At 64.5% G+C, this 22484-nt stretch carries 19 protein-coding genes; 3 read left to right on the top strand and 16 right to left on the bottom strand.

What is annotated here, in order from left to right; genetic code table 11:
• Positions 1–32 precede the first annotated feature (32 nt).
• The 16 genes from RBT42_RS08720 to RBT42_RS08645 all read right to left on the bottom strand — a co-directional run bounded on the left by RBT42_RS08720 (position 33) and on the right by RBT42_RS08645 (position 17262).
• Complete coding sequence (locus RBT42_RS08720) at positions 33–962, bottom strand: SDR family oxidoreductase (RefSeq protein WP_320364181.1); 930 nt, start codon at positions 960–962, stop codon at positions 33–35.
• Between the two features lie 25 nt (positions 963–987).
• Entirely contained in the window at positions 988–2016 is a 1029-nt protein-coding gene (locus tag RBT42_RS08715) for an NADP-dependent oxidoreductase (RefSeq protein WP_320364178.1), read from the bottom strand.
• A 28-nt stretch (positions 2017–2044) separates the two neighbouring features.
• Positions 2045–2509 (bottom strand): PaaI family thioesterase, encoded by a 465-nt coding sequence (locus RBT42_RS08710; RefSeq protein ID WP_320364177.1) that lies wholly within the window; start codon positions 2507–2509, stop codon positions 2045–2047.
• Positions 2510–2518: 9 nt separating this feature from the next.
• Entirely contained in the window at positions 2519–3316 is a 798-nt protein-coding gene (locus tag RBT42_RS08705) for an SDR family oxidoreductase (protein WP_320364175.1), read from the bottom strand.
• Between the two features lie 39 nt (positions 3317–3355).
• Positions 3356–3637 (bottom strand): Dabb family protein, encoded by a 282-nt coding sequence (locus tag RBT42_RS08700; RefSeq protein ID WP_320364174.1) that lies wholly within the window; start codon positions 3635–3637, stop codon positions 3356–3358.
• 54 nt (positions 3638–3691) lie between these two features.
• A complete protein-coding gene (locus RBT42_RS08695) occupies positions 3692–5569 on the bottom strand; it encodes an acyl-CoA dehydrogenase (RefSeq protein ID WP_320364172.1) in 1878 nt (625 codons plus the stop codon).
• A gap of 90 nt (positions 5570–5659) precedes the next feature.
• On the bottom strand, positions 5660–6439 hold the full coding sequence (locus tag RBT42_RS08690; protein ID WP_320364170.1) for a crotonase/enoyl-CoA hydratase family protein: 780 nt from the start codon (positions 6437–6439) through the stop codon (positions 5660–5662).
• Positions 6440–6554: 115 nt separating this feature from the next.
• Positions 6555–8657, bottom strand: coding sequence for a 3-hydroxyacyl-CoA dehydrogenase NAD-binding domain-containing protein (locus tag RBT42_RS08685; RefSeq protein WP_320364168.1), 2103 nt, complete (start codon positions 8655–8657; stop codon positions 6555–6557).
• A gap of 212 nt (positions 8658–8869) precedes the next feature.
• Positions 8870–9565 (bottom strand): ABC transporter ATP-binding protein, encoded by a 696-nt coding sequence (locus RBT42_RS08680; RefSeq protein WP_320364167.1) that lies wholly within the window; start codon positions 9563–9565, stop codon positions 8870–8872.
• 2 nt (positions 9566–9567) lie between these two features.
• Positions 9568–10368: an ABC transporter ATP-binding protein gene (locus RBT42_RS08675; RefSeq protein ID WP_320364165.1), complete on the bottom strand. Its 801-nt coding sequence runs from the start codon at positions 10366–10368 to the stop codon at positions 9568–9570.
• Positions 10369–10378: 10 nt separating this feature from the next.
• Positions 10379–11671 carry a branched-chain amino acid ABC transporter permease gene (locus RBT42_RS08670; RefSeq protein ID WP_320364163.1) on the bottom strand — a complete coding sequence of 431 codons (1293 nt, stop codon included), beginning with the start codon at positions 11669–11671 and terminating at the stop codon, positions 10379–10381.
• A gap of 34 nt (positions 11672–11705) precedes the next feature.
• Positions 11706–12701, bottom strand: a complete 996-nt coding sequence (locus tag RBT42_RS08665) for a branched-chain amino acid ABC transporter permease (RefSeq protein ID WP_320364161.1) — start codon at positions 12699–12701, stop codon at positions 11706–11708.
• A 107-nt stretch (positions 12702–12808) separates the two neighbouring features.
• Complete coding sequence (locus tag RBT42_RS08660; RefSeq protein WP_320364160.1) at positions 12809–14044, bottom strand: branched-chain amino acid ABC transporter substrate-binding protein; 1236 nt, start codon at positions 14042–14044, stop codon at positions 12809–12811.
• A gap of 185 nt (positions 14045–14229) precedes the next feature.
• Positions 14230–15861: a 3-(methylthio)propionyl-CoA ligase gene (locus RBT42_RS08655; RefSeq protein ID WP_320364158.1), complete on the bottom strand. Its 1632-nt coding sequence runs from the start codon at positions 15859–15861 to the stop codon at positions 14230–14232.
• Positions 15862–16023: 162 nt separating this feature from the next.
• Positions 16024–16758, bottom strand: coding sequence for a nitroreductase (locus tag RBT42_RS08650; RefSeq protein WP_320364156.1), 735 nt, complete (start codon positions 16756–16758; stop codon positions 16024–16026).
• Positions 16759–16812: 54 nt separating this feature from the next.
• Positions 16813–17262, bottom strand: a complete 450-nt coding sequence (locus RBT42_RS08645; RefSeq protein ID WP_320364154.1) for a thioesterase family protein — start codon at positions 17260–17262, stop codon at positions 16813–16815.
• 124 nt (positions 17263–17386) lie between these two features.
• Between RBT42_RS08645 and RBT42_RS08640 the strand changes: the two genes are divergently transcribed.
• From RBT42_RS08640 to RBT42_RS08630, 3 genes are read left to right on the top strand one after another with little or no spacing between them, the layout of a single operon-like run.
• On the top strand, positions 17387–18058 hold the full coding sequence (locus RBT42_RS08640; protein WP_320364152.1) for a TetR/AcrR family transcriptional regulator: 672 nt from the start codon (positions 17387–17389) through the stop codon (positions 18056–18058).
• On the top strand, positions 18055–19251 hold the full coding sequence (locus RBT42_RS08635; RefSeq protein WP_320364150.1) for an efflux RND transporter periplasmic adaptor subunit: 1197 nt from the start codon (positions 18055–18057) through the stop codon (positions 19249–19251). Before RBT42_RS08640 ends, RBT42_RS08635 begins: the two co-directional genes overlap by 4 nt.
• A 14-nt stretch (positions 19252–19265) precedes the next feature.
• Positions 19266–22460, top strand: a complete 3195-nt coding sequence (locus tag RBT42_RS08630; RefSeq protein ID WP_320364148.1) for an efflux RND transporter permease subunit — start codon at positions 19266–19268, stop codon at positions 22458–22460.
• Positions 22461–22484: the final 24 nt, after the last annotated feature.

Below are 22484 nucleotides of genomic sequence, written 5' to 3'. Positions count from 1 at the left end.
GACCACATCGGCCGACAAGGTCGTCACGTGCCTCAGTCCTCTTTGGCAAGAGCTTCGCGCAGGGCGGTCTTGAGCTGATCGCCGATTTCCGGCTTGCCCGCGAACGGGTCGGTCGGGTTGCGGGCCTGCATCACGTCTTCCAGACGCACCTGCACCATGCCAATGGCCTTGGGGTGGGTGTAGATGTAGAACTTGCCCGTTTCAATGGCGTCGTACACCAGCGCAGCGGTGTCGGTGGCCGTCACCTTGCCCGAGGTCACGGCCTTGGCGCTCATGGCCTGTCCGATCAGCTGGCTGGCCGTGGGCTTGGCATCGGTGCGCAACTCGGCAGGGCGGTTGCGGTGCGACTGGTGGATGCCGGTGGGCACGAAGTACGGACACAGCACCGAAGCGTGCACCTGCTCGGTCACCAGGGCCAGGTCCTGATACAGGGTCTCGGACAGGCTGACCACCGCGTGCTTGCTGACGTTGTAGACGCCGAGGTTGGGCGAGTTCAGCATGCCGGCCATCGAGGCCACGTTGACGATGTGCCCCTGGTAGGCGGGGTTCTTGCGAGCCTCGGCCAGCATCAGCGGGGTGAAGATGCGCACACCGTGGATGACGCCCCACAGGTTGACGCCCAGCACCCATTCCCAGTCACGCGGGCCGGCTTCCCAGATCAGGCCACCATAGGCCACACCGGCATTGTTGATGACGATGTGGGGCACGCCAAAGCGCTCCAGGCACAGGTCGGCCAGGGCCTGGATGTCTTCGCCACGTGAGACGTCACCGCGCAGGGCCGCCACCTTGGCACCGGCTTCGGTCAGCTCGGCCACCACCTTGTCCAGGGCTTCTTGTTGCACGTCGGTCAGCACGAGGTTCAGGCCCTTCTGGGCGCCCAGGCGAGCCAGTTCCAGCCCAAAGCCACTGGCGGCACCGGTGATGACGGCCGTCTGGCCTGCTTGCAGTTTCAGTTGCGACATGTTGTGTTGTTTCCTGTTTTAGGGATCAGATCAGCTTGACCAGTTGCTTGCCGAAGTTCTTGCCCTTGAGCAGACCCAGGAAGGCATCGGGCGCACTGGCAATGCCTTGCGCCACCGACTCGCGGAACTTCATCTGGCCTGTGGCCACCATGGTGCCCAATTCCTTGACGGCATCGGGCCACACTTCGGGGTGTTCGCTCACAATAAAGCCCTCGACTTTGAGGCGATTGACCAAGATCAGGGCCGGGTTCTGCATCGGGGTGGGCTCGCCGTTGTAGCCGGCGATCATCCCGCACATGGCGATGCGGCCGAAGGCGTTCATGCGCAGCAGCACGGCGTCCAAAATCATGCCGCCCACGTTTTCGAAGTAGCCGTCGATGCCGTTGGGCGTGGCATCTTTCAGGGCCTTGTAGAAGCTCTTAGGGTCGGGGTTGGCCTTGTAGTCCACGCAGGCGTCAAAGCCCAGCTCATTGACCACGTAGTCGCACTTGTCGGCGCCACCGGCCACGCCCACCACGCGGCAGCCACGGGCCTTGGCCAACTGGCCGACCACGCTGCCCACCGCGCCACTGGCGGCGCTCACCACCACGGTTTCACCAGCCTTGGGGGCGATGATCTTGACCAGACCGTACCATCCGGTCACACCCGGCATGCCGACCGAGCCCAGGTAGGCCGACAAGGGGATGTGGGTGGTGTCCACTTTGGTAAGCGCGCCACGCTGGTTGGCATCGATCACGCTGTGGGTTTGCCAACCGCCCATGCCCAGCACCTTGTCGCCCGCGGCGAACTTGGGGTGCTTGCTGAGCAGCACCTCGCCCACCGTGCCACCCAGCATCACCGTGTTCAGCGGCTGGGGTTCGGCGTAGCTCTTGCTGTCGTTCATGCGGCCGCGCATATAGGGGTCCAGCGAGAGGTAGTGATGGCGCACCAGCACCTGGCCGTCCGCCAACTGGTCGGCGGTGGGCAGCGGTGTGCTCACCAGCTTGAAGTTGTCGACCGTGGCTTCTCCCTGCGGGCGCGACACCAGCAGGATCTGTTCGTTGACGAGGCTCATGACATGGACCTTTCAGGTGTGGGACGGATCAATCGGAACCCGGGCCGGCCAGATGGGGCTCAGCAGCTGAGCCCGACGTGGGACGCCCCTTGGGGATGTCTCTCAGGTACTTGAAGGTGCCGGTGGCGTGGGCACACAGCCGGTCTTGTTCGTCGAAGATCTTGCCTTCGCAAAAGACCAGGGTCGCGGTGCTGTGCAGCACACTGCCCACCGCCCGGATGCGACCGACGCCAGGCCGGGTGAAGCTGGTCTTCATCTCGATGGTGACCGCCCCGGGGCTCTGCCCTTGGGCATCGAGGCGCAGGCTGCGGGCGGCGTGCGCCATGGCCACGTCCAGCAAGGTCATCATCAGGCCACCGTGGGCCACGCCGAAAGAGTTGGTGTGATTCTCTTCGAGCGCCAGGGAGACCTCGGCCTGCCCGCCTTCGAAGCGTTGCAGCTCGCAGCCCAGACCTTCGACGAAGGGGATGCGGAAAGCAAAGGGAATCGCCATCGTGCTGCCTCAACCGCCAGTGACGGCGCTGACGCCGCCATCCACTGCCAGAATCTGGCCGGTGATGTGTTTGCCGGCTTCGGATGCGAACAGCACCGTGGCGCCCTTGAGGTCTTCGTCATCGCCCAGGCGCAGCAGCGGCGAGTGCGCGGCCAGCTGTTCTTCACCCACGGCAGCCAGGGTGCCGGCCGTCATCTTACTGGGGAAAAAGCCCGGTGCGATCGCGTTGACGCGGATGCCCAGGTGGCCCCATTCGGCCGCCAGGGCACGGGTGAAGTTGACCACGGCGCCCTTGCTGGTGTTGTAGGCGATGGTCTGCATGAAGGCGGGGTTGCCGCCCAGGCCGGCGATGGACGCCACGTTGATGATGCGCCCCTGCTTGCGCGGGATCATGCTGGCCTTGGCGATGGCCTGTGACAGCAGGAAGTAGCCGCGGACGTTGAGGTTCATCACCTTGTCCCAGGCCTCCAACGGATAGTCCTGAGCCGGTGCACCCCAGGTGGCCCCGGCGTTGTTGACGAGGATGTCCACATCGCCCACGCGCTCCAGGGTTTCCTGAGCCAAGCGCTCGATGTCCTCGGGCTTGCCAGCGTCGGCGGCGATCCAGCGGGCATCGATGCCGCGGTCTTGCAGTGCCATGACGGCCTGCTCCAGGTCGGCAGCCTTGCGCGAGCTGATGACGACCTTGGCGCCGGCTTCGCCGAGGGCCTGCGCCATCTGCAGGCCCAGGCCCCGAGAGCCACCGGTGATGAGGGCCTTCTTGCCCGTGAGGTCGAACAGGTTCTGGATGGTGCGAGCTTCGCTCATGCGGTGGTCTTTCAATGAAAAAGGGGGCAATCGTCAGGATCAGCAGACGTAATCGAGCACATGGCGTCCCGATGCCATTTCGCGGAGCGGGGCGATGACGCCCTGGTGGTGGGGGTGTTGCTGGTAGGCAGCGAGGGCCGCTGCATCGTCAAAGCTGGAGACCAGCACGACGTCGGACGTGGCTTCCAGGCCCTCGGTCTTGATCCCCACCTCGAACTCGCGGATGCCGGGAACGATGTCCTTGCAGCTGTCGAGCAAGGCCTTGACCTTGGGCGCGTTGGCCGGGTCTTTGAGGGTGAACAGAACGATGTGTTTGATCATGGCGAGATGCTTTCGGTGGTGAAGAATGCCCCGAGTGGGTGCTCAGCCCTGCGCTCAGAACCAGTCGGCCTGGGCTTGGGCGCAAGTCAGGTCACGGCGCGAGACCACGCCCAGCCAGGCGTCGATCTTGGGCAACTCGTAGGCAAAGAAGTAGTCTGCCGCAGCGCGCTTGCCTTGCAGAAAACCGGCACCCAGAGGCCCTTGCTCCCATGTGCCCTTGGCCTGTGCGGCCTGGGCCGCGATGGCGAGTTCCAGCCAGATCCAGGCCAGCACGGTGTGGCCGAAGGCCTGCAGGTACAGCGTGGCGTTGGCCAGCGCCTCTTCGGGCTGGCCCGTGCTCCACGCGGCCTTGGTGGCGGCACCCACCTTTTGCAGTGCGCCGGCCAGGGCATTGGCATGCAGCGCCAGGCCCTCGATGTGCCCTGCCTTCTGGATGGTTTCGCTGATGCGCTCGGCCAGCACAGCCAGGGCCTTGCCGCCGTTCATCACCACCTTGCGGCCCAGCAGGTCCATGCCCTGGATACCGTGTGTGCCCTCGTGGATCATGTTGAGGCGGTTGTCGCGCCAGTACTGCTCGACAGGGAAGTCGCGGGTGTAGCCGGCACCACCGAGCACCTGGATGGCCTGGCTGTTGGCCTCCAGCGCCCATTCGCTGGGCCAGCTCTTGGCGATTGGGGTCAGCAGTTCCAGCAGCAGGCGGGCCTTCTCGGCCTCGGCCTCGCTGCCGGTCTGCTCGTCGTCCACCAGCTGGGCGCACAGCAGCGCCAGCGCCAGCCCACCTTCGGCCACGGCTTTTTGCATCATCAGCATGCGCTTGACGTCGGTGTGCTGGATGATGGGGATCTGCGGGCTGCTGGCGTCCTTGCCGGCTGCGGTCATGGCGCGGCCTTGCGGGCGGTCCTTGGCATAGGCCAGCGAAGCTTCAAAGCCGGCGTAGCCCAGCATGGTCGCGCCCAGGCCCACACCAATGCGGGCCTCGTTCATCAGCGTGAACATGCACTTGAGGCCTTCACCGGGCTTGCCGATCAGGTAGCCCACAGCGCCAGCTTGGCCATGCACGGGAAACTTGCCTTCGCCAAAGTTCAGCAGCGTGTTGACGGTGCCGCGGTAGCCGCACTTGTGGTTGAGGCCGGCCAGTGAGACATCGTTGCGCTGCTCGGTGATGGTGCCGTCGGCCTGCACCAGCTTGCGCGGCACGATGAAGAGCGAGATGCCCTTCACACCGGGGATGGTCTTGCCGTCTTCGCCGGGAATCTTGGCCAGCACCAGGTGGACGATGTTCTCGCCCATTTCATGCTCACCGCCCGAGATCCACATCTTGTTGCCCTTGAGGCGGAAGCGTGGGCCCAGCGAGTCTTGCTGCCAGGGCATGGCACCGTGGGCTTCACTGGCGGTGTCAGGCACGGCCTTGGTGGCGATGTCCGACAGGCTGGAGCCGGCTTGCGGCTCGCTCAGGCACATGGTGCCGAAGGTGCGACCTTCAAAGCTGGGCTTGGCGAACACCTCGATTTGCTGAGGAGTGCCATGCGCCAGGATGGTGTTGGCGTTGCCCCGCGTGAGCATGGGGTAGCCCGCCAGGGAGACGCTGGCCTTGAAGAAAAAGCTCATCGCGGCCATCTCGACCACGGTGGGCAGTTGCATCCCGCCCACTTCAGCGTCCTGCGCACCGGCCATCAGACCGGAGTCAATGAAGGCCTGCAGGGCCTTGGGGGTCTCGGCCGGCAGGTGCACGCGCTCGCCGTCGAACTCGGGCTCCTGCAGGTCGGTCAGGCGGTTGAAGGGGGCGAACTGCTCGGCGGCGATCTTCTCGCCCAGGTCCAGCACGGCATCGAAGGTGTCGCGGCTGTGCTCGGCATGGCGGGGGCGTTCGCACAGGGCATCGGCTTTGAGCCAGTCGTAGAGCAGAAAGTCGAGGGTGGCGCGTTGGGTCATGATGAACAGGGGTTGGGTTCGGGCCTAGGGTTCAGGCGATATGGCCCGAAGGCAAATCACACAAGGGGACACGAGCTCACAGCTTGCGCCTCAACGCCCCTTGAAAACGGCTTCGCGACGCTGCAGGAAGGACGCCACGCCCTCGGCGGCATCCTCGCTCTGCATCACGGGCACCATGTCCACAAACAGGTGACGGGCGGCTTCGGCCTCGCCCTCGTTCCACGCCATGCGGGTGGACTTGAGCACGCCTTGCACGCCCAGCGGCGCCGCCTTGGCAATTTGCGTGGCGATTTCGCGGGCCTTGGTGACTTGCTCACCGGGGGCCACCACTTCCTGAACCAGACCCGTGCGCAGAGCCTCTTCGGCGTACCAGTATTCGCCTGTCAGCAGGTAGCGGTGCGCCGCACCCCAGCCCATCTGGCGTGGCAGGCGCAAGGTGGCCCCGCCACAGGGGAAGATGCCGCGCTTGACTTCCAGCATGGCAAAGCGGGTGTCCGAGGCCGCCACGCGGATCTCGGTGTTGAGCATGATCTCCACGCCCCAGGTGAAGCAGTTGCCCTGCACGGCCATCACCACCGGCTTGGTGTGACGCTGGGCCTGCAGGCCGAAGGGGTCGATCTCGCCCTCACCCACTTCGAAGCCCTTGCCATTGCCGAAAATCGGCGCCCACTTGTCCAGTTCCACCCCGGAGGTGAAGTGCGCGCCTTCACCGTAGAGCAGGCCCACGCGCAACTCGGGGTTGCGGCTGAGCTGGCCATAGGCACGAGCCAGATCACGGTACATCTCGGGCGAGAGCGCGTTGTGCTTCTCGGGCCGGTTGACCTTGATTTCCAGGATGTGGCCGTTCTGATGGGTTTCGATGTGAGACATGTCGGGCACCTCTGTTCAAGGGCGGTCAAAAAAGGGTCTGCCAGGCCATCGCCTTGCAGACCCTCACGGTGGGGCTCAGTGCTGCTCAAGCTGAGCTGTGGATGGCATGGGCCGCTCAGGCCTTGCCGGTGAAGGTCTTGCCTTCGGCCACCAGACGGGCCAGCAGCGGTGCCGGGGTCCAGAAGGCCTGGTCCGCGCCGGGCAGGGCCTGGAAGCCCTTCATCAGCTCGACCACCTTGGGCAGGCCCAGCAGGTCGGCATACAGCATCGGGCCACCCCAGGCGAGTGGGAAGCCGTAGCCAGTCAGGTAGACCATGTCGATGTCAGACGCCTTGGAGGCAATGCCCTCTTTCAGGATCTGGGCGCCCTCGTTGACCATGGCCAGCACCAGGCGGTTGACGATTTCCTCGTCGCTGATGGCGCGCGGCGTGATGCCTTTGTCTGCACGGACCTTGTCGATGCAAGCCTGCACCTCGGCCGAGGGGATCGGGTCGCGCTTGCCGGCTTCGTAGTCGTACCAGCCCTTGCCCACCTTCTGGCCAAAGCGGCCCAGCTCGCAAATGGCGTCGCCCACGGGGCTGTAGACCACATCGGGCTGCTCGACACGGCGGCGCTTGCGGATGGCAAAGCCGATGTCGTTACCGGCCAGGTCACCCACGCGGAAGGGACCCATGGCAAAACCAAAGGCCTCGGCGGCCTTGTCCACCTGCGGCACCGTGGCGCCCTCTTCCACCAACTGGAAGCTCTGACGCACGTACTGTTCGAACATGCGGTTGCCGATGAAGCCATCGCACACGCCCGATACCACAGCGACCTTCTTGATCTTCTTGGCCACCTGCATCACGGTCGCCATCACGTCCTTGGCGGTGTGCTTGCTGCGCACCACTTCCAGCAGACGCATCACGTTGGCCGGGCTGAAGAAGTGCAGGCCCACGACGTCCTGCGGGCGCTTGGTCACTTCGGCAATCTTGTCCACGTCCAGCGTCGAAGTGTTCGACGCGAGGATGGCACCGGGCTTCATCACGGCATCGAGCTTCGTGAACACCTGGGCCTTCACCTCCATGTTCTCGAACACGGCTTCGATCACCATGTCGGCCTGGGCGATGTCGTCGTAGCTCAGGGTGGTGGTGAGCAGGCTCATGCGCTGCTCGTACTTGTCCTGCGCCAGCTTGCCCTTGGCCACCTGGGCTTCGTAGTTCTTGCGGATCACGCCCACACCACGGTCGATGGCCTCTTGCTTCATCTCCAGCAACTTCACCGGGATGCCGGCGTTGAGGAAGCACATGGTGATGCCGCCGCCCATGGTGCCGGCGCCAATCACGGCGACCTGCTTCACCTCGCGGGTGGGCGTGTTGTCGGGCACATCGGGGATCTTGCTGGCGGCGCGCTCACCGAAGAAGGCGTGCTGCATGGCCTTGGCCTGCGGGCCGACCATGATGGCCTTGAAAATCTCCAGTTCCTTCTGGATGCCGGTGTCGATGTCGTCCTTCGTGGCGATCTCGATGGCGTCGATGCAGCGCTGGGGCGACACCAGACCGCGGCGGGCCTTGGCCATGTCGGCGCGAGCCTTGTCGAACAGGCCGGCATCGGCCACCACCGGCGCAGGCAGGTCACGCACGCGTGGCATCGGGCGCACCGCAGCCACTTCCAGCGCGAAGGCCTGCGCGCCAGCGAGCAAATCACCCTCGATCAGCTTGGCAATCAACTGCTGACCGGGGACCTTGGCCAGCTTGTCGCTGGGCACCGAGGCACCGGACGTCACCATCTGCAAGGCCATCTCGACCGGCAGGACGCGGGGCAGACGTTGCGTGCCGCCGCCGCCAGGGATCAGGCCGATGTTCACCTCCGGCAGGGCCACCTGCACGCCAGGGGCCATCACGCGATAGTGACAACCCAGCGCCAGCTCCAGGCCACCGCCCATCACCACGCCATGGATGGCGGCAACGACCGGCTTGCTGCTGGCTTCGATGGCCGCGATGACGGCGTGCAGACCGGGCTCGGCAAAAGCCGCCGGGGTGCCGAATTCGCGGATGTCAGCGCCACCGCAGAACACCTTGCCGCCACCGATGATCACCACCGCCTGCACGCAGGCATCAGCCTCAGCCTGCTTCAGACCCTCAAACACCCCGGTACGGGTGCTGTGACCAAAGCCGTTGACGGGCGGGTTGTTCAGGGTGATGACGGCGACGCCGCCGTTGACTTGGTAGGTGGTGCTCATGGCGATCTCGGGACGTTGATAGACGGATGCCAGGCCGCGCGTCACCACCTCACGCGGCGACCACGCTCTGCCTGGCGACCAGACAACTCATTCTGACAAGAGTTCTTGTAAGAATATCCGAAGATTGTGGCAGAGCTTGCTCCCCGTGTTGCACAAACACAGGGAAAGTCCCAGGCCACAAAGTCCGCGAATTCCGCCATGCGGACCAAAAATCAGACCTCCAGCCACTCCTTGCGGACGTACTGGTCGGCCCGCAGCTCATCGGGCGTGCCGTGGAACACCACCTCACCGTGGCCCATCACATAGCAGCGCTGCGAGATGTCCAGGGCAATCGTGAGCTTTTGCTCCACCAGCAGCACAGCCAGGCCGCGCTTTTGCAGTTCCTTGAGGTACTCCCCCACCAATTCCACGATCTTCGGCGCCAGCCCTTCGGTCGGCTCGTCGATCATGATCAGGTCCGGGTCGCCCATCAGCGTGCGGCACAGGGTGAGCATCTGCTGCTCACCGCCCGACATCACGCCCGCCTCGGTGTGCTGGCGCTCCTTCAGGCGCGGGAACATCTGGTACATGTCGTCCAGGCTCCAGCGTCCAGGCTTCTTGCCCCCCTTCTGGCCCAGCAGCAGGTTCTGCTCCACGGTCAGCTTGGGGAACACATCGCGGCTTTCGGGCACATAGCCCAGGCCGTGGCGCGCGATGTCATAGGTCTTGTGGCCCAACAGTTCCTGGTCATTCCACTTGACCGAGCCTTGTGCATCCACCAGGCCCATGATGGCCTTGATGGTGGTGGAACGCCCCGAGCCGTTGCGGCCCAGCAGACTGACGATCTCGCCGGGTTTGACCTCCATGTCGACGCCATGGAGGATGTGGCTCTTGCCGTAAAACGCGTGCAGGTTTTGAATGTTCAGCATGCTCAGACTCCTGCCTCGGCGGCCTGGTTCTGCGCCAGCACCGAACCCAGATACGCCTCTTTGACCCGGTCGTTCGCCCGCACGTTCTCGGGCGTGTCGAAGGCGATCACCTCGCCGTACACCAGCACCGCAATGCGGTCGGCCAGGCCGAACACCACACCCATGTCGTGCTCCACGGTCAGCAGGGTCTTGCCTTCCGTGACTTCACGGATCATGCGCACGAAGTTCGCGGTCTCCGACTTGCTCATGCCGGCCGTCGGCTCGTCCAGCAGGATCACGTCACCACCGCCGGCAATGGTCACACCCACTTCCAGCGCACGCTGCTCGGCGTAGGTCAGCGAGGTGACATGCACATCGCGCTTGCGACGCAGGCGGATCATGTCCAGCACCTCTTCCGCGCGCTGGTTGACCGCATCCAGCTTGGAAAGGAAACGCCAGAAGGCGTAACGCTCCCCCATCGACCACAGCACCGCGCAGCGGATGTTCTCGAACACGCTCAAGCGCGGGAACAGGTTGGACACCTGGAAGCTGCGGGCCAGGCCGCGGCGGTTGATCTCATAGGGCTTCATCCCGTGAATGGCCTCGCCATTGAGCAGGATCTCGCCACTGGTGATCGGCAGTCGCCCGCTGATCAGGTTGAACAGCGTGGACTTGCCCGCGCCGTTGGGGCCGATCAGGGCCACGCGCTCGCCGGCTTTCACCGCCAGCTCGGCCCCTCGGATGATCTCGGTCTTGCCAAAAGACTTGCGCACGCTGCGCAACTCCAGTGCCAGACCTTGTGCAGATGCTTTGTGCTCGCTCATGGTTGGCCTCTCAATGCATTTGACGACGGAGGTTCTCCGCCTCGATGTCTTCCTGGATCTGTTCCCACTGGTGCACGAACTGACGCCGCACCAACTCGAACAGGCCCACGCCCGTGATCAGCAGGAACACAGCGCCTACCCAGGCATCGGTCCCTTGGGTGTTGATCGTCGCGCCCATGAAGCTCATCTCCGGCCCCAGGGCCTCGTTGAGCTTGATGTGATAGACCATCTCCACCACCACGGCCACGGCGGTCAAGACCACCAACAGCGCCCCACCCAGCGCCAGGTAAGACGTCCACAGCCGGCGCAACATGCCATAGGCCGCCAGGCGCAGGTTCATCATGATCAGGCCCGAGATGCCCCCCGGTGCGTACATCACCATCACCAGGAAGAAGATGCCCAGGTAGAGCAACCAGGCCTTGGTCATCTCCGACAGCAGCACCGTGGCCAGCACCATCAACACCGCACCGATGATCGGCCCGAAGAAGAACAAGGCGCCCCCAAGGAAGGTGAACAGCAGGTAGGCCCCGGAGCGATGCGCGCCCACCACCTCGGCCGTCACGATCTCGAAGTTGATGGTGTACAGGCCGCCCGCAATGCCTGCAAAGAAGCCGGCGATCATGAAGGCGATGTAGCGCACGCGCTGCGTGTCATAGCCGATGAACTCGACCCGCTCGGGGTTGTCGCGCACGGCGTTGAGCATGCGGCCCAGCGGCGTCTGCGTGAAAGCGAACATCAGCACCGTGCACACGAAGGTGTAGACCGCGATCAGGTAGTACACCTGAATCTCGGGCCCGAAGGTGATGCCCATGAACGGCTCGCCCACCATGCGGTTGCTGGAGATGCCGCCTTCGCCGCCGAAGAACTCCGGCAGCATCAGCGACATCGAGAACACCAACTCACCAATCCCCAGCGTGATCATCGCGAAGATGGTGCCCGACTTCTTGGTCGTGATCGAGCCCAGCACCGCCGCCACCAGCAAGCCTGCGAAGCCCCCGACAAGGGGCAGCAAGCTGACCGGCACGTTCCAGGCGCCCTCCGAGACCTTGTTGAGCACATGGATGGCGGCGAACGAGCCCAAGCCCGAATACACCGCATGACCAAAGCTGAGCATGCCCCCCTGCCCCAACAGCATGTTGTAGGACAGGCAGGCGATGATGGCGATGCCCATCTGCGTGAGCATGGTCATCGACAGGCTGCTGGTGAACACCTTGGGCGCCACCAGCAGCACCAAGGCGACCAGGGACCACCGCACGATCCGTCCCACGTTGACGGGACGGAATGTGTACATCTTGTCAGACATGGTCTCATTACTCCTCGCGGGTGCCCAGCAGGCCCTAGGGTCGGAAGATCAGGATCAGCACCAACAGGAGGTAGGGCAGGATCGGCGCCATCTGCGACACCGAGATCTTCAAGATGGGATAAGCCCAGTGCTCAAAGGAGACCGGGCTGCCCAGTTGCGCCATCACCGATACCACCGACACGTCGATGACGACGGCGAAGGTCTGGATCAGGCCAATCAGGATGGAGGCCAAGAAAGCCCCCGCCAGCGAGCCCATGCCGCCAACGACCACCACCACGAAGATGATGGCGCCCACCGAGGCCGCCATGTTCGGCTCGGTCACGAAGGCGTTGCCCCCAATGACACCGGCCAGGCCCGCCAGTGCACAACCGCCTCCGAAAACACCCATCATCACGCGCGGCACGTTGTGGCCCAGCGATTGCGTCATCTCGGGGTGCGTCAGCGCGGCCTGGATGATCAGACCGATGCGGGTGCGGGTCAGCAGCAGCCACAAGGCCACCAGCATCGCCAGAGCCACCAGGGCCATGAAGCCGCGGTACATCGGGAACTGCGTGCACGAGTTGCCTGCGGCGGCGCAGATCGCCGCATCACCGGCGCCCGCAAACCAGCTCAGGCCCTGTCCCTGGATGTTGGCCAGGGTGAACAAGGCCCCGTCCAGCGCCTCGGGCACGCGGTAGTCCACGTTGGCCGGGCCCCAGATCAGGCGCACCACTTCCAGCACCACATACGACAGGCCGAAGGTCACCAGCAGTTCGGGCACATGACCATAAGGATGCACCTTGCGCACCGAATAGCGCTCGAACGCCGCGCCCAGCGCGCCCACCAGCAGCGGCGCCACGATCAAGGCGGGGAAAAAGCCGATGCTGCCCGTGAGCGCATAGGCAAAGTAAGCACCCAGCATGTAGAAGCTGGTGTGCGCAAAGTTCAGCACGCCCATCATGCTGAAAATGAGCGTCAGCCCGGAGCTGAGCATGAACAGCAGCAGCCCGTAGCTGAGCCCGTTGAGGGCAAAGACAAAAAACGTTTCCATGACTGGCCCGCAGAGTTCGTTCACCGGCCAAGCCGGCACCACGATCAGGTCAAAAAAAGGGCATGCGACGCGCCGTAGCGCCCTCGCATGCCCTCAGGCGCCTCACATCAGGACGGGCGCTTCATCTGGCAAGAGGTGGGCGTGCTGGCCACGTACGCGTCGAACTGCTTGACCGGCACAAAGGTCATGCCGGTGCCTTCCACGTTGTACGGGTTCTTCGCATCCATGGGCGCCCACTTGGCCAAGTACAGGGTTTGCTGCAACTGGTGGTCGGTCTTGCGCATCTCGACCTCGCCATTGAAGGTCTTGAACTTCAGACCTTCCATCGCGTAGGCCACCTTGACCGGGTCAGTCGACTTGGCATTGGCCATCGCGATCGTCAGCATCTGCAGGCCCGAGTAGGTCGCCGCAGAGTAGTAATCGTCGTTGAAACGCTTCTTGAACTCGGACACCAACTGTCCGTTCAAGCCACCGAGGTTGTAGTGGCCATAGCCGATCTGGTAGACGCGACCGTTGGCCGCCTTGCCCAATGCGGTGGGGGTGCCGCCGAAGTTGGCGTAGTAGGTGTAGAACTTGGCAGTCAAGCCGGCATCGTTGGCGGCCTTCACCAGCAAGGCCAGGTCCGAACCCCAGTTGCCAGTGATCACCGTGTCGGCGCCCGAGGCCTTGATCTTGGCGACATAAGGCGCGAAGTCACGCACCTGGGCCAGCGGGTGCAGGTCGTCGCCGACCACCTGGATGTCCGGACGCTTGCGCTTGAGGTTTTCCTTGGCGAACTTGGAGACCTGGTGACCGTGTGCGTAGTTCTGGTTGATCAGGTAGACCTTCTGGACGTCCTTCTGGTCCTTGATGAAGGTGGTCATGGCTTCCATCTTCATCGAGGTATCCGCATCCAGACGGAAGTGCCAGAAGCTGCACTTGCTGTTGGTCAGATCAGGGTCCACCGCAGCGTAATTCAGGAAGACGATCTCCTTGCCGGGGTTGCGCTGATTGTGCTTGTTGATGCCGTCGATCAGCGCCGTGGCTGCGCCCGAGCCCAGGCCCTGCACCACATAGCGCACGCCCTGGTCAGCGGCCGACTTCAGCGCGTTCAGCGTTTCAGCGGGGCTCAGCTTGTTGTCGATGCTGATGATCTCGAACTTCACGCCAGCCGGGTTGCTGGCATTGAGCTTTTCCGCGACGAACTGGTAGCTCTTCAACTGGTTCTGACCCACGCTGGCCATCAGGCCCGAGAGTGGATCAATCCAGGCCACCTTCACGGTTTCGCCCTTCTGGGCAAACACCGCACCAGCGCTCAGAGAGGCTGCCACCATCACGCTCATAGCTCGTACAGGGAATCGCATCGCTTGCTCCTTTTTGAGGGGGGTCAAAAGTCCTTACGCTCCCAATCTATCCCCCATGTTCACGGGGGTCAGTCAGAGCTTTCCCGTAAAGTGCGGGCACACATTCCACCTTGCAGTTGGCGCAAGAAAAAAGGCACCCGCAGGTGCCCTTGTTTACCCTTGAAGAGGGAATGTCACACGACGGCTCAGGCCGTTGGCAGCTTGTGATCACGGAACTGTTCGCGCAGCTTGAGCTTGTACAGCTTGCCTGTGGCGGTGTGGGGCAGTTCATCCACGAACACGATGTCGTCCGGGGTCTGCCAGTTCGGAATCTTGCCCTTGAAGAAGGCCAACAGTTCTTCCTTCGTGACCTCGGCATCGGGCTTCTTGACCACCACCATCAAGGGGCGCTCGTCCCACTTGGGATGATGCGCCGCAATGGCCGCGGCCTCGTGCACGGCCGGGTGGGCCATCAGCACATTCTCCAGCTCGATCGAGCTGATCCACTCGCCACCCGACTTGATCACGTCCTTGGAGCGGTCGGTGATCTGCATGTAGCCATCGGCGTCGATGGTCGCCACGTCGCCCGTAGGGAACCAGCCATCGTGCAACGGCGACTTGTCGACGTTGAAATAGCTGTTGATCACCCAGTGACCGCGCACCTCCAGATCGCCCGTCGCCACGCCGTTCCAGGGCTGCACATTGCCCTCGGCGTCCACGATGCGCATGTCCACGCCGAACACCGACTTGCCCTGCTTCTCCAGGATCTTCTGCTTGGCCTCCGGCGGCAGGTTGGCGTGCTTGGACTTCAGGCGGCCCAGCGTGCCCACCGGCGACAGCTCGGTCATGCCCCAGGCGTGCACCACCTCGACGTTGTAGTCGTTCTCGAAGGTGCGGATCATCGACGGCGGGCAGGCAGCGCCACCGATCACCGTGGTCTTGAAGGTGCTGAACTTCAGGTTGTTGGCCTTGACGTAGTTCAGCAGGCCCATCCAGATGGTCGGCACACCAGCGCTCATCGTCACGCCCTCGGCTTCGAACAGCTTGTAGAGCGACTCGCCATCGAGGTGATGGCCCGGCAGCACCAGCTTGCAGCCCACCAGGGCGGTGGCGTAGGGCGTGCCCCAGGCGTTGACGTGGAACATCGGCACCACCGGCAAGACCACGTCCGTGCCCTTGATGCACATGGCGTCAGGCAAGGCAACGGCGTAGGCGTGAAGCACCGAAGAGCGGTGCGAGTACACGGCGCCCTTGGGGTTGCCGGTCGTGCCCGAGGTGTAGCAGATGCTGGCGGCGGCGTTCTCGTCGAACGAGGGCCAGGTGTAGTTGCCGTCTTCGGCGTCGATCAGATCCTCGTAGCACAGCAGGCTGGGCAGCGTGTGTTCGCGCGGCATGTTGTCGCGGTCGCACATCAGCACCACGTGCTTGACCGAAGGCAGCGAGGGCACCAGCTTTTCCACCAGCGGCAGGATGTTCAGGTCCACGAAGACGACCTTGTCCTGCGCGTCGTTGATGATCCATGCGACCTGCTGCGGGAACAGACGCGGGTTGATGGTGTGGCACACCAGCTCCGAACCCGACACGCCGTAGTAGATCTCCAGGTGGCGATAGCCGTTCCACGCCAGGGTACCGATGCGGTCACCCGCTTCGCAGCCCAGACGGGCCAGCGCCTGCGCCAGCTTGCGCGAGCGCAGCTCCACCTCGGCCCAGTTGGTACGGTGGATGTCGCCCTCGACACGCTGGGACACCACCTCGATATCCCCGTTGTGTCGCGCTGCATGGGTCAGCAGCGACGAAATCAACAGGGGCATTTGCATCATTTGGCCCATCAGGCTCATAGGTCGTCCTCCGGAAAGACACGCAGATTGGTGGTTGACGACGGCGCGTCATTTTGACAATGCCGTCTTCCACATCCACAAAATCATAGACGCCTTTGTCCGACACTCCGCGCCCTCAGACCCCCGTGAAGACCCTTGAAAGATGGGCGAATCTGCGTCAGATCAAGGCCAGAAAGTGGCGAAATCGGACACCGTTTCACGCTCGGCCAACAGGGTGTTCTCGATCGCGTCCGGGTCGGCATGACCCAGCGCCATCCCCACCACCACCATCTCGCGCTCGGCATCCAGACCCAGATGGTCCGAGATCAGCGCGTGGTAGGCATTGAACGCCGCCTGCGGACAGGTGTCGAGACCGCGCGCACGCGCCGCCACCATGATGTTCTCCAGGAACATGCCGTAGTCCAGCAAGCTGCCCTTGCCCATGACCCGGTCGATGGTGAAGATCATGCCCACCGGCGCGTCGAAGAAACGGAAGTTGCGGCCGTTCTGTTCGTGCATGCGGGCCTTGTCACCCTTGGTGATGCCCAACAGGCTGTACAGGTCCCAGCCTACCTTGCGGCGCCGGTCGATGAAGGGCGAGACCCACTCCTTGGGGTAGTAGTCGTACTCTTCCTGATGCTGCCCCGCCTGAGCCGGGTCGTTGTATGCGGCCATGATGCGGTCCACCAGGGCCTTCAGGCTGGCGCCCGTCAGCACATGCACGCGCCAGGGCTGGGTGTTGGTGCCCGAGGGGGCCCGTGCGGCCACCCGCAAGATGTCCTCGATCACGCTGCGCGGCACCTCGGTGGGCAGAAAACGGCGAATGGAGCGGCGCGAAGTGATGGCGGCGTCCACGGCGGCCGTGCTTTCGGGGGTGATGACATCGGGGGCGCGGGGCACCGAGGCGGGGTTGCTCATGACGGGTCCTGACAACAAAAAGGGAAACAGACAATCAAACAGATGCGAACGGATTCATGCTGCGGCGGGCACTTGCAAGGCCTTCAAAGCCTGCACAAAAGCTTCAGGCAACTCGGTAGGCCGACGCGTGACCCGGTCCACGTACACATGCACGAAGTGGCCGCTGGCGGCCGACTGCGCCTCGCCTTCCTCGAACAGGCCGATCTCGTAGCGCACGCTGCTCTTGCCGATGTGGGCCACGCGGATGCCCGCCTCGACATTGCGCGGGAAGGCCAGCGGGGCGAAGTAGTTGCAGTGCGTCTCGATCACCAGGCCGATGACCGCCCCTTCATGGATGTCCAGCACCCCGGCCTCGATCAGATAACGGTTCACCGCCGTGTCGAAGTAGCTGTAGTAGGTCACGTTGTTGACGTGGCCGTAGATGTCGTTGTCCATCCAGCGCGTCGTGATGGGACTGAAATGGGCGTAGGCCGCCCGGCTCTGGGGTTGGGGTCTGCTGCTCATGGGAAACATTATTCATGATTCATTCCCTCGCCTGCATCCCACCCTCGCCACGGCCCGATTGACCTGGCGCCAAACCGCCCGCTACATTAATGACCCACCGGTCAGTTACTGAAGGTCCATCCGTTTGAGCGAGCCCGATCCGTCCTCTTCGACCAAACCTCGCCAACGGCGCAAGGCCGCCCGCCCCCAGGAACTGCTGGAAGCCGGGCTGCGCCTGTTCCTTCGCAAAGGCCTGGCGGCCACCCGCATCGAAGATGTGGCGCGGGAGGCAGGCGTGTCCAAAGGAACGCTCTACCTCTACTACCCCAGCAAGGACGAACTCTTCAAGGCCGTGGTGCGCCACTACCTGACCGAGGTCATCGTCGAAGCCGGCAACCTCGCCGACGTGCACGACGGCCCCAGCGCCGAGCTGCTGCACCAGTTGGCCAGCACCTGGTGGCTGAGGGTGGGCTCGTCCGAAGCGGCCGGCCTGGTCGTGCTGCTGATGAACGAGGCGGCCACCTTCCCCGAGCTCGCTCAGTTCTACATGGACGAGGTGCTGGCCCCCACGCACGACCTGCTGCGCCGCGTGCTGGAGCGCGGCATGGCGCGCGGTGAATTCCGCGCCCTTGACATCACCTCGGTCGTGCACGGCATGATCGCACCGGTTCAGTTCCTGATCCTCTATAAGCGCTGCACCTCGGTGTGTGCAGCCAACCCCGTCCCCCTGGAGCCTGAACGTTTCCTGGGCACCCAGATCGACATCCTGCTGCACGGGCTCGCCATCCCTCAGCCGTCCTCTGAAAAGACCTCATGACAACACCGTCTTCGTGGAAAAAATGGCTGCTGGTGTGTGTGGCCCTGCTCGTGCTGGGCGGCAGCATTGCCCGTGCCATCGTGACCCGCAAAGCGCAGCAAGCCGCGCTGGCCCAAAGCACCGAAAGCGCGCAAGCGCGCGCCATCCAACTGGCGCCGCACGACGTGCACACCGTCCAGGCGCTCACCCTGAACGGGACCATCCCCATCTCCGGCAGCCTCATCGCGCAACGCTCGGCCGTGGTCAAGGCCAAGGTGGCAGCCGAATTGCTAGCCCTGCACGTGCGCGAAGGGGACACGGTGCGCCAGGGCCAGTCGCTGGGACAACTCGACACGCAGGAAGTCGGCTTGCGCCGCCAGCAGGCCCAGCAGCAGGCCGCCTCGGCCAAGGCCATCTGGACCAATGCCGAGCAAACGCTGCGCAACAACCAGGCCCTGGTGCAACAGGGCTTCATCTCGCGCCAAGCCCTCGACACCTCGCTGGCCAATGCGGCCTCCACCCGCGCCACCTATGAGGCCGCGCAGGCCGCCGCCCGCCTCGCCGACAAGGCCTGGCAGGACACCCGCATCCTCGCGCCCCTGGCCGGCCAAATCTCGCAGCGCTTCGTGCAGCCCGGCGAGCGCCTCAATGTCGATGCCCGCATCGTCGAGATCGTCGACCTTGACAGCCTGGAGTGGCAGGTGCCCCTGAGCCCCCAGGACGTCGCCCAGGTGCGCATCGACGCGCCCGCCACCCTTCGCATCGACGGCCTGAGCGAGACCTTGACCGCCCGCATCGCCCGCATCAACCCCAGCGCCACCGCCGACACCCGCTCGGTGATGGTCTACCTGAGCCTGCCCCGCCACCCGGCCCTGCGCCAGGGCCTGTTTGCGCAAGGGCAGATCACCGTGGACACCCGTGAAGGCCTGGCCATCCCGGCCAGTGCCGTCTCCCGCGACAGCGGCCGCGACGCGGTGCTGCGCATCGACGGCGACCGCATCGTGCGCGTGCCCGTGCAAGTGGGCCTGCGCGCCGCGCGCGGGGGCGACGCCGCCCAGCCCTTCGTGGAAATCACCTCAGGGCTGAAAGCCGGTGACCGCATCCTGCCCGATGCCAGCGGCACCGTGCGCGAAGGCGCCCGGGTGACGCTGCGCGCCGCCACGACCCCGTCGGCCCCCCCCTCAACGGCCGCGCCCTCCGCAGCCTCACGCTGAAGCAGGCCCGCAGCATGTGGTTCACGCGCCTGTCCATTGGCAACCCCGTCCTGGCCACCATGATGATGATGGCCCTGGTGGTGCTCGGCCTGTTCTCCTACCAACGCCTCAAGGTTGACCAGTTCCCAGACATCGAACTGCCCACCCTGGTCGTGCAGATGGCCTACCCCGGCGCCTCGCCCGAGATCATCGAAACCGAGGTCACCCGCAAGGTCGAAGAAGCCGTCAACACCGTCGCCGGCATCAGCCAGCTCTACTCTCGCTCCTACGAGGGCAACTCCGTCGTCATCATCCAGTTCAACATGAGCGTGGACGGACGCCGCGCCGCCGAAGATGTGCGCGAGAAGCTCTCCGCCATCCGCCCCCTGATGCGTGACGAGGTCGAAGACCCGCGCGTGCTGCGCTTCGACCCGGCCAACCGCCCCATCTTCTCACTCGCCCTCACCTCCCCCGATGGCAGCCAGAGCCCGCAGGCGCTCACCACCTATGCCGACCAGATCCTGCGCAAGCGCCTGGAGAACGTCGAAGGCGTGGGCAGCGTCAACCTGGTGGGCGGCCTCAAGCGCCAGATCAACGTGTACCTGCGCCCGCAAGCCTTGGATGCCTTCGGCCTGCGCGCCGAACAGATCGCCGCCACCGTGCGCACCGAAAACCAGGATCAGCCCGCCGGCAGCGTGCGCACCCTCGACCGCGAACGCGTCGTGCAGATCGACGCCCGTCTGCGCACCGTCGAAGACTTCCGCCGCCTGGTGGTCGCCACCCGCAACGACCAGCCCATCCGCCTCAGCCAGGTCGCGGACGTGGTCGACGGCCCGCAAGAGCTCGACACCCTGGCCCTGCTCAACGGCCAACGCACCCTCGCGCTCGAAGTGCTCAAGTCTCAGGGCGACAACACCCTGGACGTGGTGACAGGCCTGCGCGCCGCCATCACGGAAATCACGCCCAACCTGCCCCCGGGCATGAAGCTCGACATCGTGCGTGACAGCAGTCGCCCCATCAGCGTCAGCGTGCAGACCGTGCGCGCCACCCTGATCGAAGGTGCCGTGCTCACGGTCGCCATCGTCTTCCTGTTCCTGAACTCCTGGCGCTCCACCGTCATCACCGGGCTGACCCTGCCGATCTCCATCATCGGCACCTTCCTGTTCATGCACGCCTTCGGCTTCTCGATCAACATGGTCACGCTGATGGCGCTGAGCCTGTGCGTGGGCCTGCTGATCGACGACGCCATCGTCGTGCGCGAGAACATCGTGCGCCACCTGCAAATGGGCAAGTCCGCCCTGCAAGCCTCCATCGACGGCACGCAGGAAATCGGCCTGGCCGTGCTGGCCACCACGCTGTCCATCGTCGCCGTCTTCCTGCCCATCGGCTTCATGGGCGGCGTCATCGGCAAGTTCTTCCACGAGTTCGGCATCACCATCGTGGCGGCCGTGCTCATCTCCATGTTCGTCAGCTTCACGCTCGACCCCATGCTGTCGAGCGTCTGGCACGACCCGGCCATCGCCGCCCACGGCCGAGGCGCAGCCGGCGCGCCCCGCAGCTGGTACGACCGCACCTTCGGTCGCCTCACCGGCGCCATCGACCGCTGGTCCGAATCCCTCAGCGAGGGCTACCAACGCCTGCTCGCCCGCGCCCTCGACCACCCATGGTGGACCATGGTCGTCGCCACGGCCACCCTGGTCGGCAGCGTGGCCTTGATGCCCCTGGTCGGCACCGAATTCGTGCCCAAGGCCGACTACTCCGAAACCTTCGTCAACTTCTACACCCCCTCGGGCACCTCGCTCGAAGCCACTGAAGCGCGCACCCGCGAAGTCGAACAGCTCATCCGCCAGATGCCGGAAGTAGCCTACACCCTGTCCACCATCAACACCGGCCAGGCCCTGGGCCGCAACCAGGTTTCCGTCTACGTGCGCCTGACCGACCGTCACCTCCGCCAGCGCAACGTCGATCAGCTCTCGGCACCGCTGCGCGAAGCCCTGTCCGCCCTGCCCGGCATCACCGTCACCCACGTGGGCCTGCTCGATGCGGTCGCCGGCCTCAAACCCATCATGCTGTCCATCCAGGGCAGCAACATGAAAGAGCTGCAGCGCCTCAACACCGAAGCCCTGGCCCGCCTGCGCCACATTCCCGGCCTGGTCGACCTCGACACCAGCCTCAAGGCCGACAAGCCCACGCTAGACATCCGCGTGCGCCGCGATGCCGCCGCCGACCTCGGCCTCAACGTCAACGCCGTCAGCCAGGCCCTGAGCGTGCTGGTCGAAGGCAAAGTGGTGGGCAGCTGGCGCGCCGAAGACGAGCAAAACTACGACATCCGCGTCTCCCTGCACCCCGACGCCCGCCGCACCGCCGACGACCTGCGCAATCTCACCCTGGTCATGGGCACCGACGCCCAAGGCCGCCCCCGGCAGGTCCGCCTGAGCCAGGTCGCCGACGTGGTCGAAAGCCTCGGCCCCACCCAGATCAACCGCCGCGACCTCAACCGCGAAGTCGAGATCACCGCCAACTTCACCGGCCGCTCCATGGGCGAAGTCTCTGCCGACATCCGCAAGGTGCTCGACGACATGCCCTGGCCCAGCGGCTACCACTACCGCTTCGGCGGCTCCACCAAGGACATGCAGGAGTCCTTCGCCTACGCCCTGTCTGCGCTGGGCCTGGCCATCGTCTTCATCTACATGATCCTGGCCTCGCAGTTCCGCAGCTTCCTGCAGCCCATCGCGCTGATGAGCTCCCTGCCGCTCACCCTCATCGGCGTGGTCCTCACGCTGCTGGTATTCGGCTCCACCGTCAACATGTTCTCCATCATCGGCGTCATCATGCTGATGGGCCTGGTCACCAAGAACGCCATCTTGCTGGTGGACTTTGCCAACCGCGCCCGGGCCGGCGATGCAGGCGAAGGCCACGAAACCGCCCCCCTGCCCCGCCGCGAAGCCCTGCTGCTGGCCGCCCGCGTGCGCCTGCGCCCCATCCTCATGACCACCCTGGCCATGGTCTTCGGCATGGTGCCTCTGGCTTTTTCGCTCACCGAAGGCTCCGAACAGCGCGCTCCCATGGGCCAGGCCGTCATCGGCGGCGTGCTGGCCTCCTCCCTGCTCACGCTGGTGGTGGTGCCGGTGGTCTACGCCTTCCTCGACGACGTGTCCGCGTGGCTCAAAAGACGAATGCATCCGACGAACTTGCAGCAGATTCCCCCCAAGTCAGGCGGCTCTTCTTAAAATGCCCGTTTTACCCGGATTCCT

Origin of the sequence: Aquabacterium sp. (genome assembly GCF_034003525.1) — a bacterium.
GTDB lineage: Bacteria > Pseudomonadota > Gammaproteobacteria > Burkholderiales > Burkholderiaceae_C > Aquabacterium.
This window is presented reverse-complemented; position numbering and strand designations above follow the sequence as displayed.

Coding starts and splice junctions, on each gene's coding strand:
- RBT42_RS08720 (WP_320364181.1), bottom strand. CDS start 962: ATGTCGCAACTGAAACTGCAAGCAGGCCAGACGGCCGTCATCACCGGT.
- RBT42_RS08715 (WP_320364178.1), bottom strand. CDS start 2,016: ATGAGCCTCGTCAACGAACAGATCCTGCTGGTGTCGCGCCCGCAGGGA.
- RBT42_RS08710 (WP_320364177.1), bottom strand. CDS start 2,509: ATGGCGATTCCCTTTGCTTTCCGCATCCCCTTCGTCGAAGGTCTGGGC.
- RBT42_RS08705 (WP_320364175.1), bottom strand. CDS start 3,316: ATGAGCGAAGCTCGCACCATCCAGAACCTGTTCGACCTCACGGGCAAG.
- RBT42_RS08700 (WP_320364174.1), bottom strand. CDS start 3,637: ATGATCAAACACATCGTTCTGTTCACCCTCAAAGACCCGGCCAACGCG.
- RBT42_RS08695 (WP_320364172.1), bottom strand. CDS start 5,569: ATGACCCAACGCGCCACCCTCGACTTTCTGCTCTACGACTGGCTCAAA.
- RBT42_RS08690 (WP_320364170.1), bottom strand. CDS start 6,439: ATGTCTCACATCGAAACCCATCAGAACGGCCACATCCTGGAAATCAAG.
- RBT42_RS08685 (WP_320364168.1), bottom strand. CDS start 8,657: ATGAGCACCACCTACCAAGTCAACGGCGGCGTCGCCGTCATCACCCTG.
- RBT42_RS08680 (WP_320364167.1), bottom strand. CDS start 9,565: ATGCTGAACATTCAAAACCTGCACGCGTTTTACGGCAAGAGCCACATC.
- RBT42_RS08675 (WP_320364165.1), bottom strand. CDS start 10,368: ATGAGCGAGCACAAAGCATCTGCACAAGGTCTGGCACTGGAGTTGCGC.
- RBT42_RS08670 (WP_320364163.1), bottom strand. CDS start 11,671: ATGTCTGACAAGATGTACACATTCCGTCCCGTCAACGTGGGACGGATC.
- RBT42_RS08665 (WP_320364161.1), bottom strand. CDS start 12,701: ATGGAAACGTTTTTTGTCTTTGCCCTCAACGGGCTCAGCTACGGGCTG.
- RBT42_RS08660 (WP_320364160.1), bottom strand. CDS start 14,044: ATGCGATTCCCTGTACGAGCTATGAGCGTGATGGTGGCAGCCTCTCTG.
- RBT42_RS08655 (WP_320364158.1), bottom strand. CDS start 15,861: ATGAGCCTGATGGGCCAAATGATGCAAATGCCCCTGTTGATTTCGTCG.
- RBT42_RS08650 (WP_320364156.1), bottom strand. CDS start 16,758: ATGAGCAACCCCGCCTCGGTGCCCCGCGCCCCCGATGTCATCACCCCC.
- RBT42_RS08645 (WP_320364154.1), bottom strand. CDS start 17,262: ATGAGCAGCAGACCCCAACCCCAGAGCCGGGCGGCCTACGCCCATTTC.
- RBT42_RS08635 (WP_320364150.1), top strand. CDS start 18,055: ATGACAACACCGTCTTCGTGGAAAAAATGGCTGCTGGTGTGTGTGGCC.
- RBT42_RS08630 (WP_320364148.1), top strand. CDS start 19,266: ATGTGGTTCACGCGCCTGTCCATTGGCAACCCCGTCCTGGCCACCATG.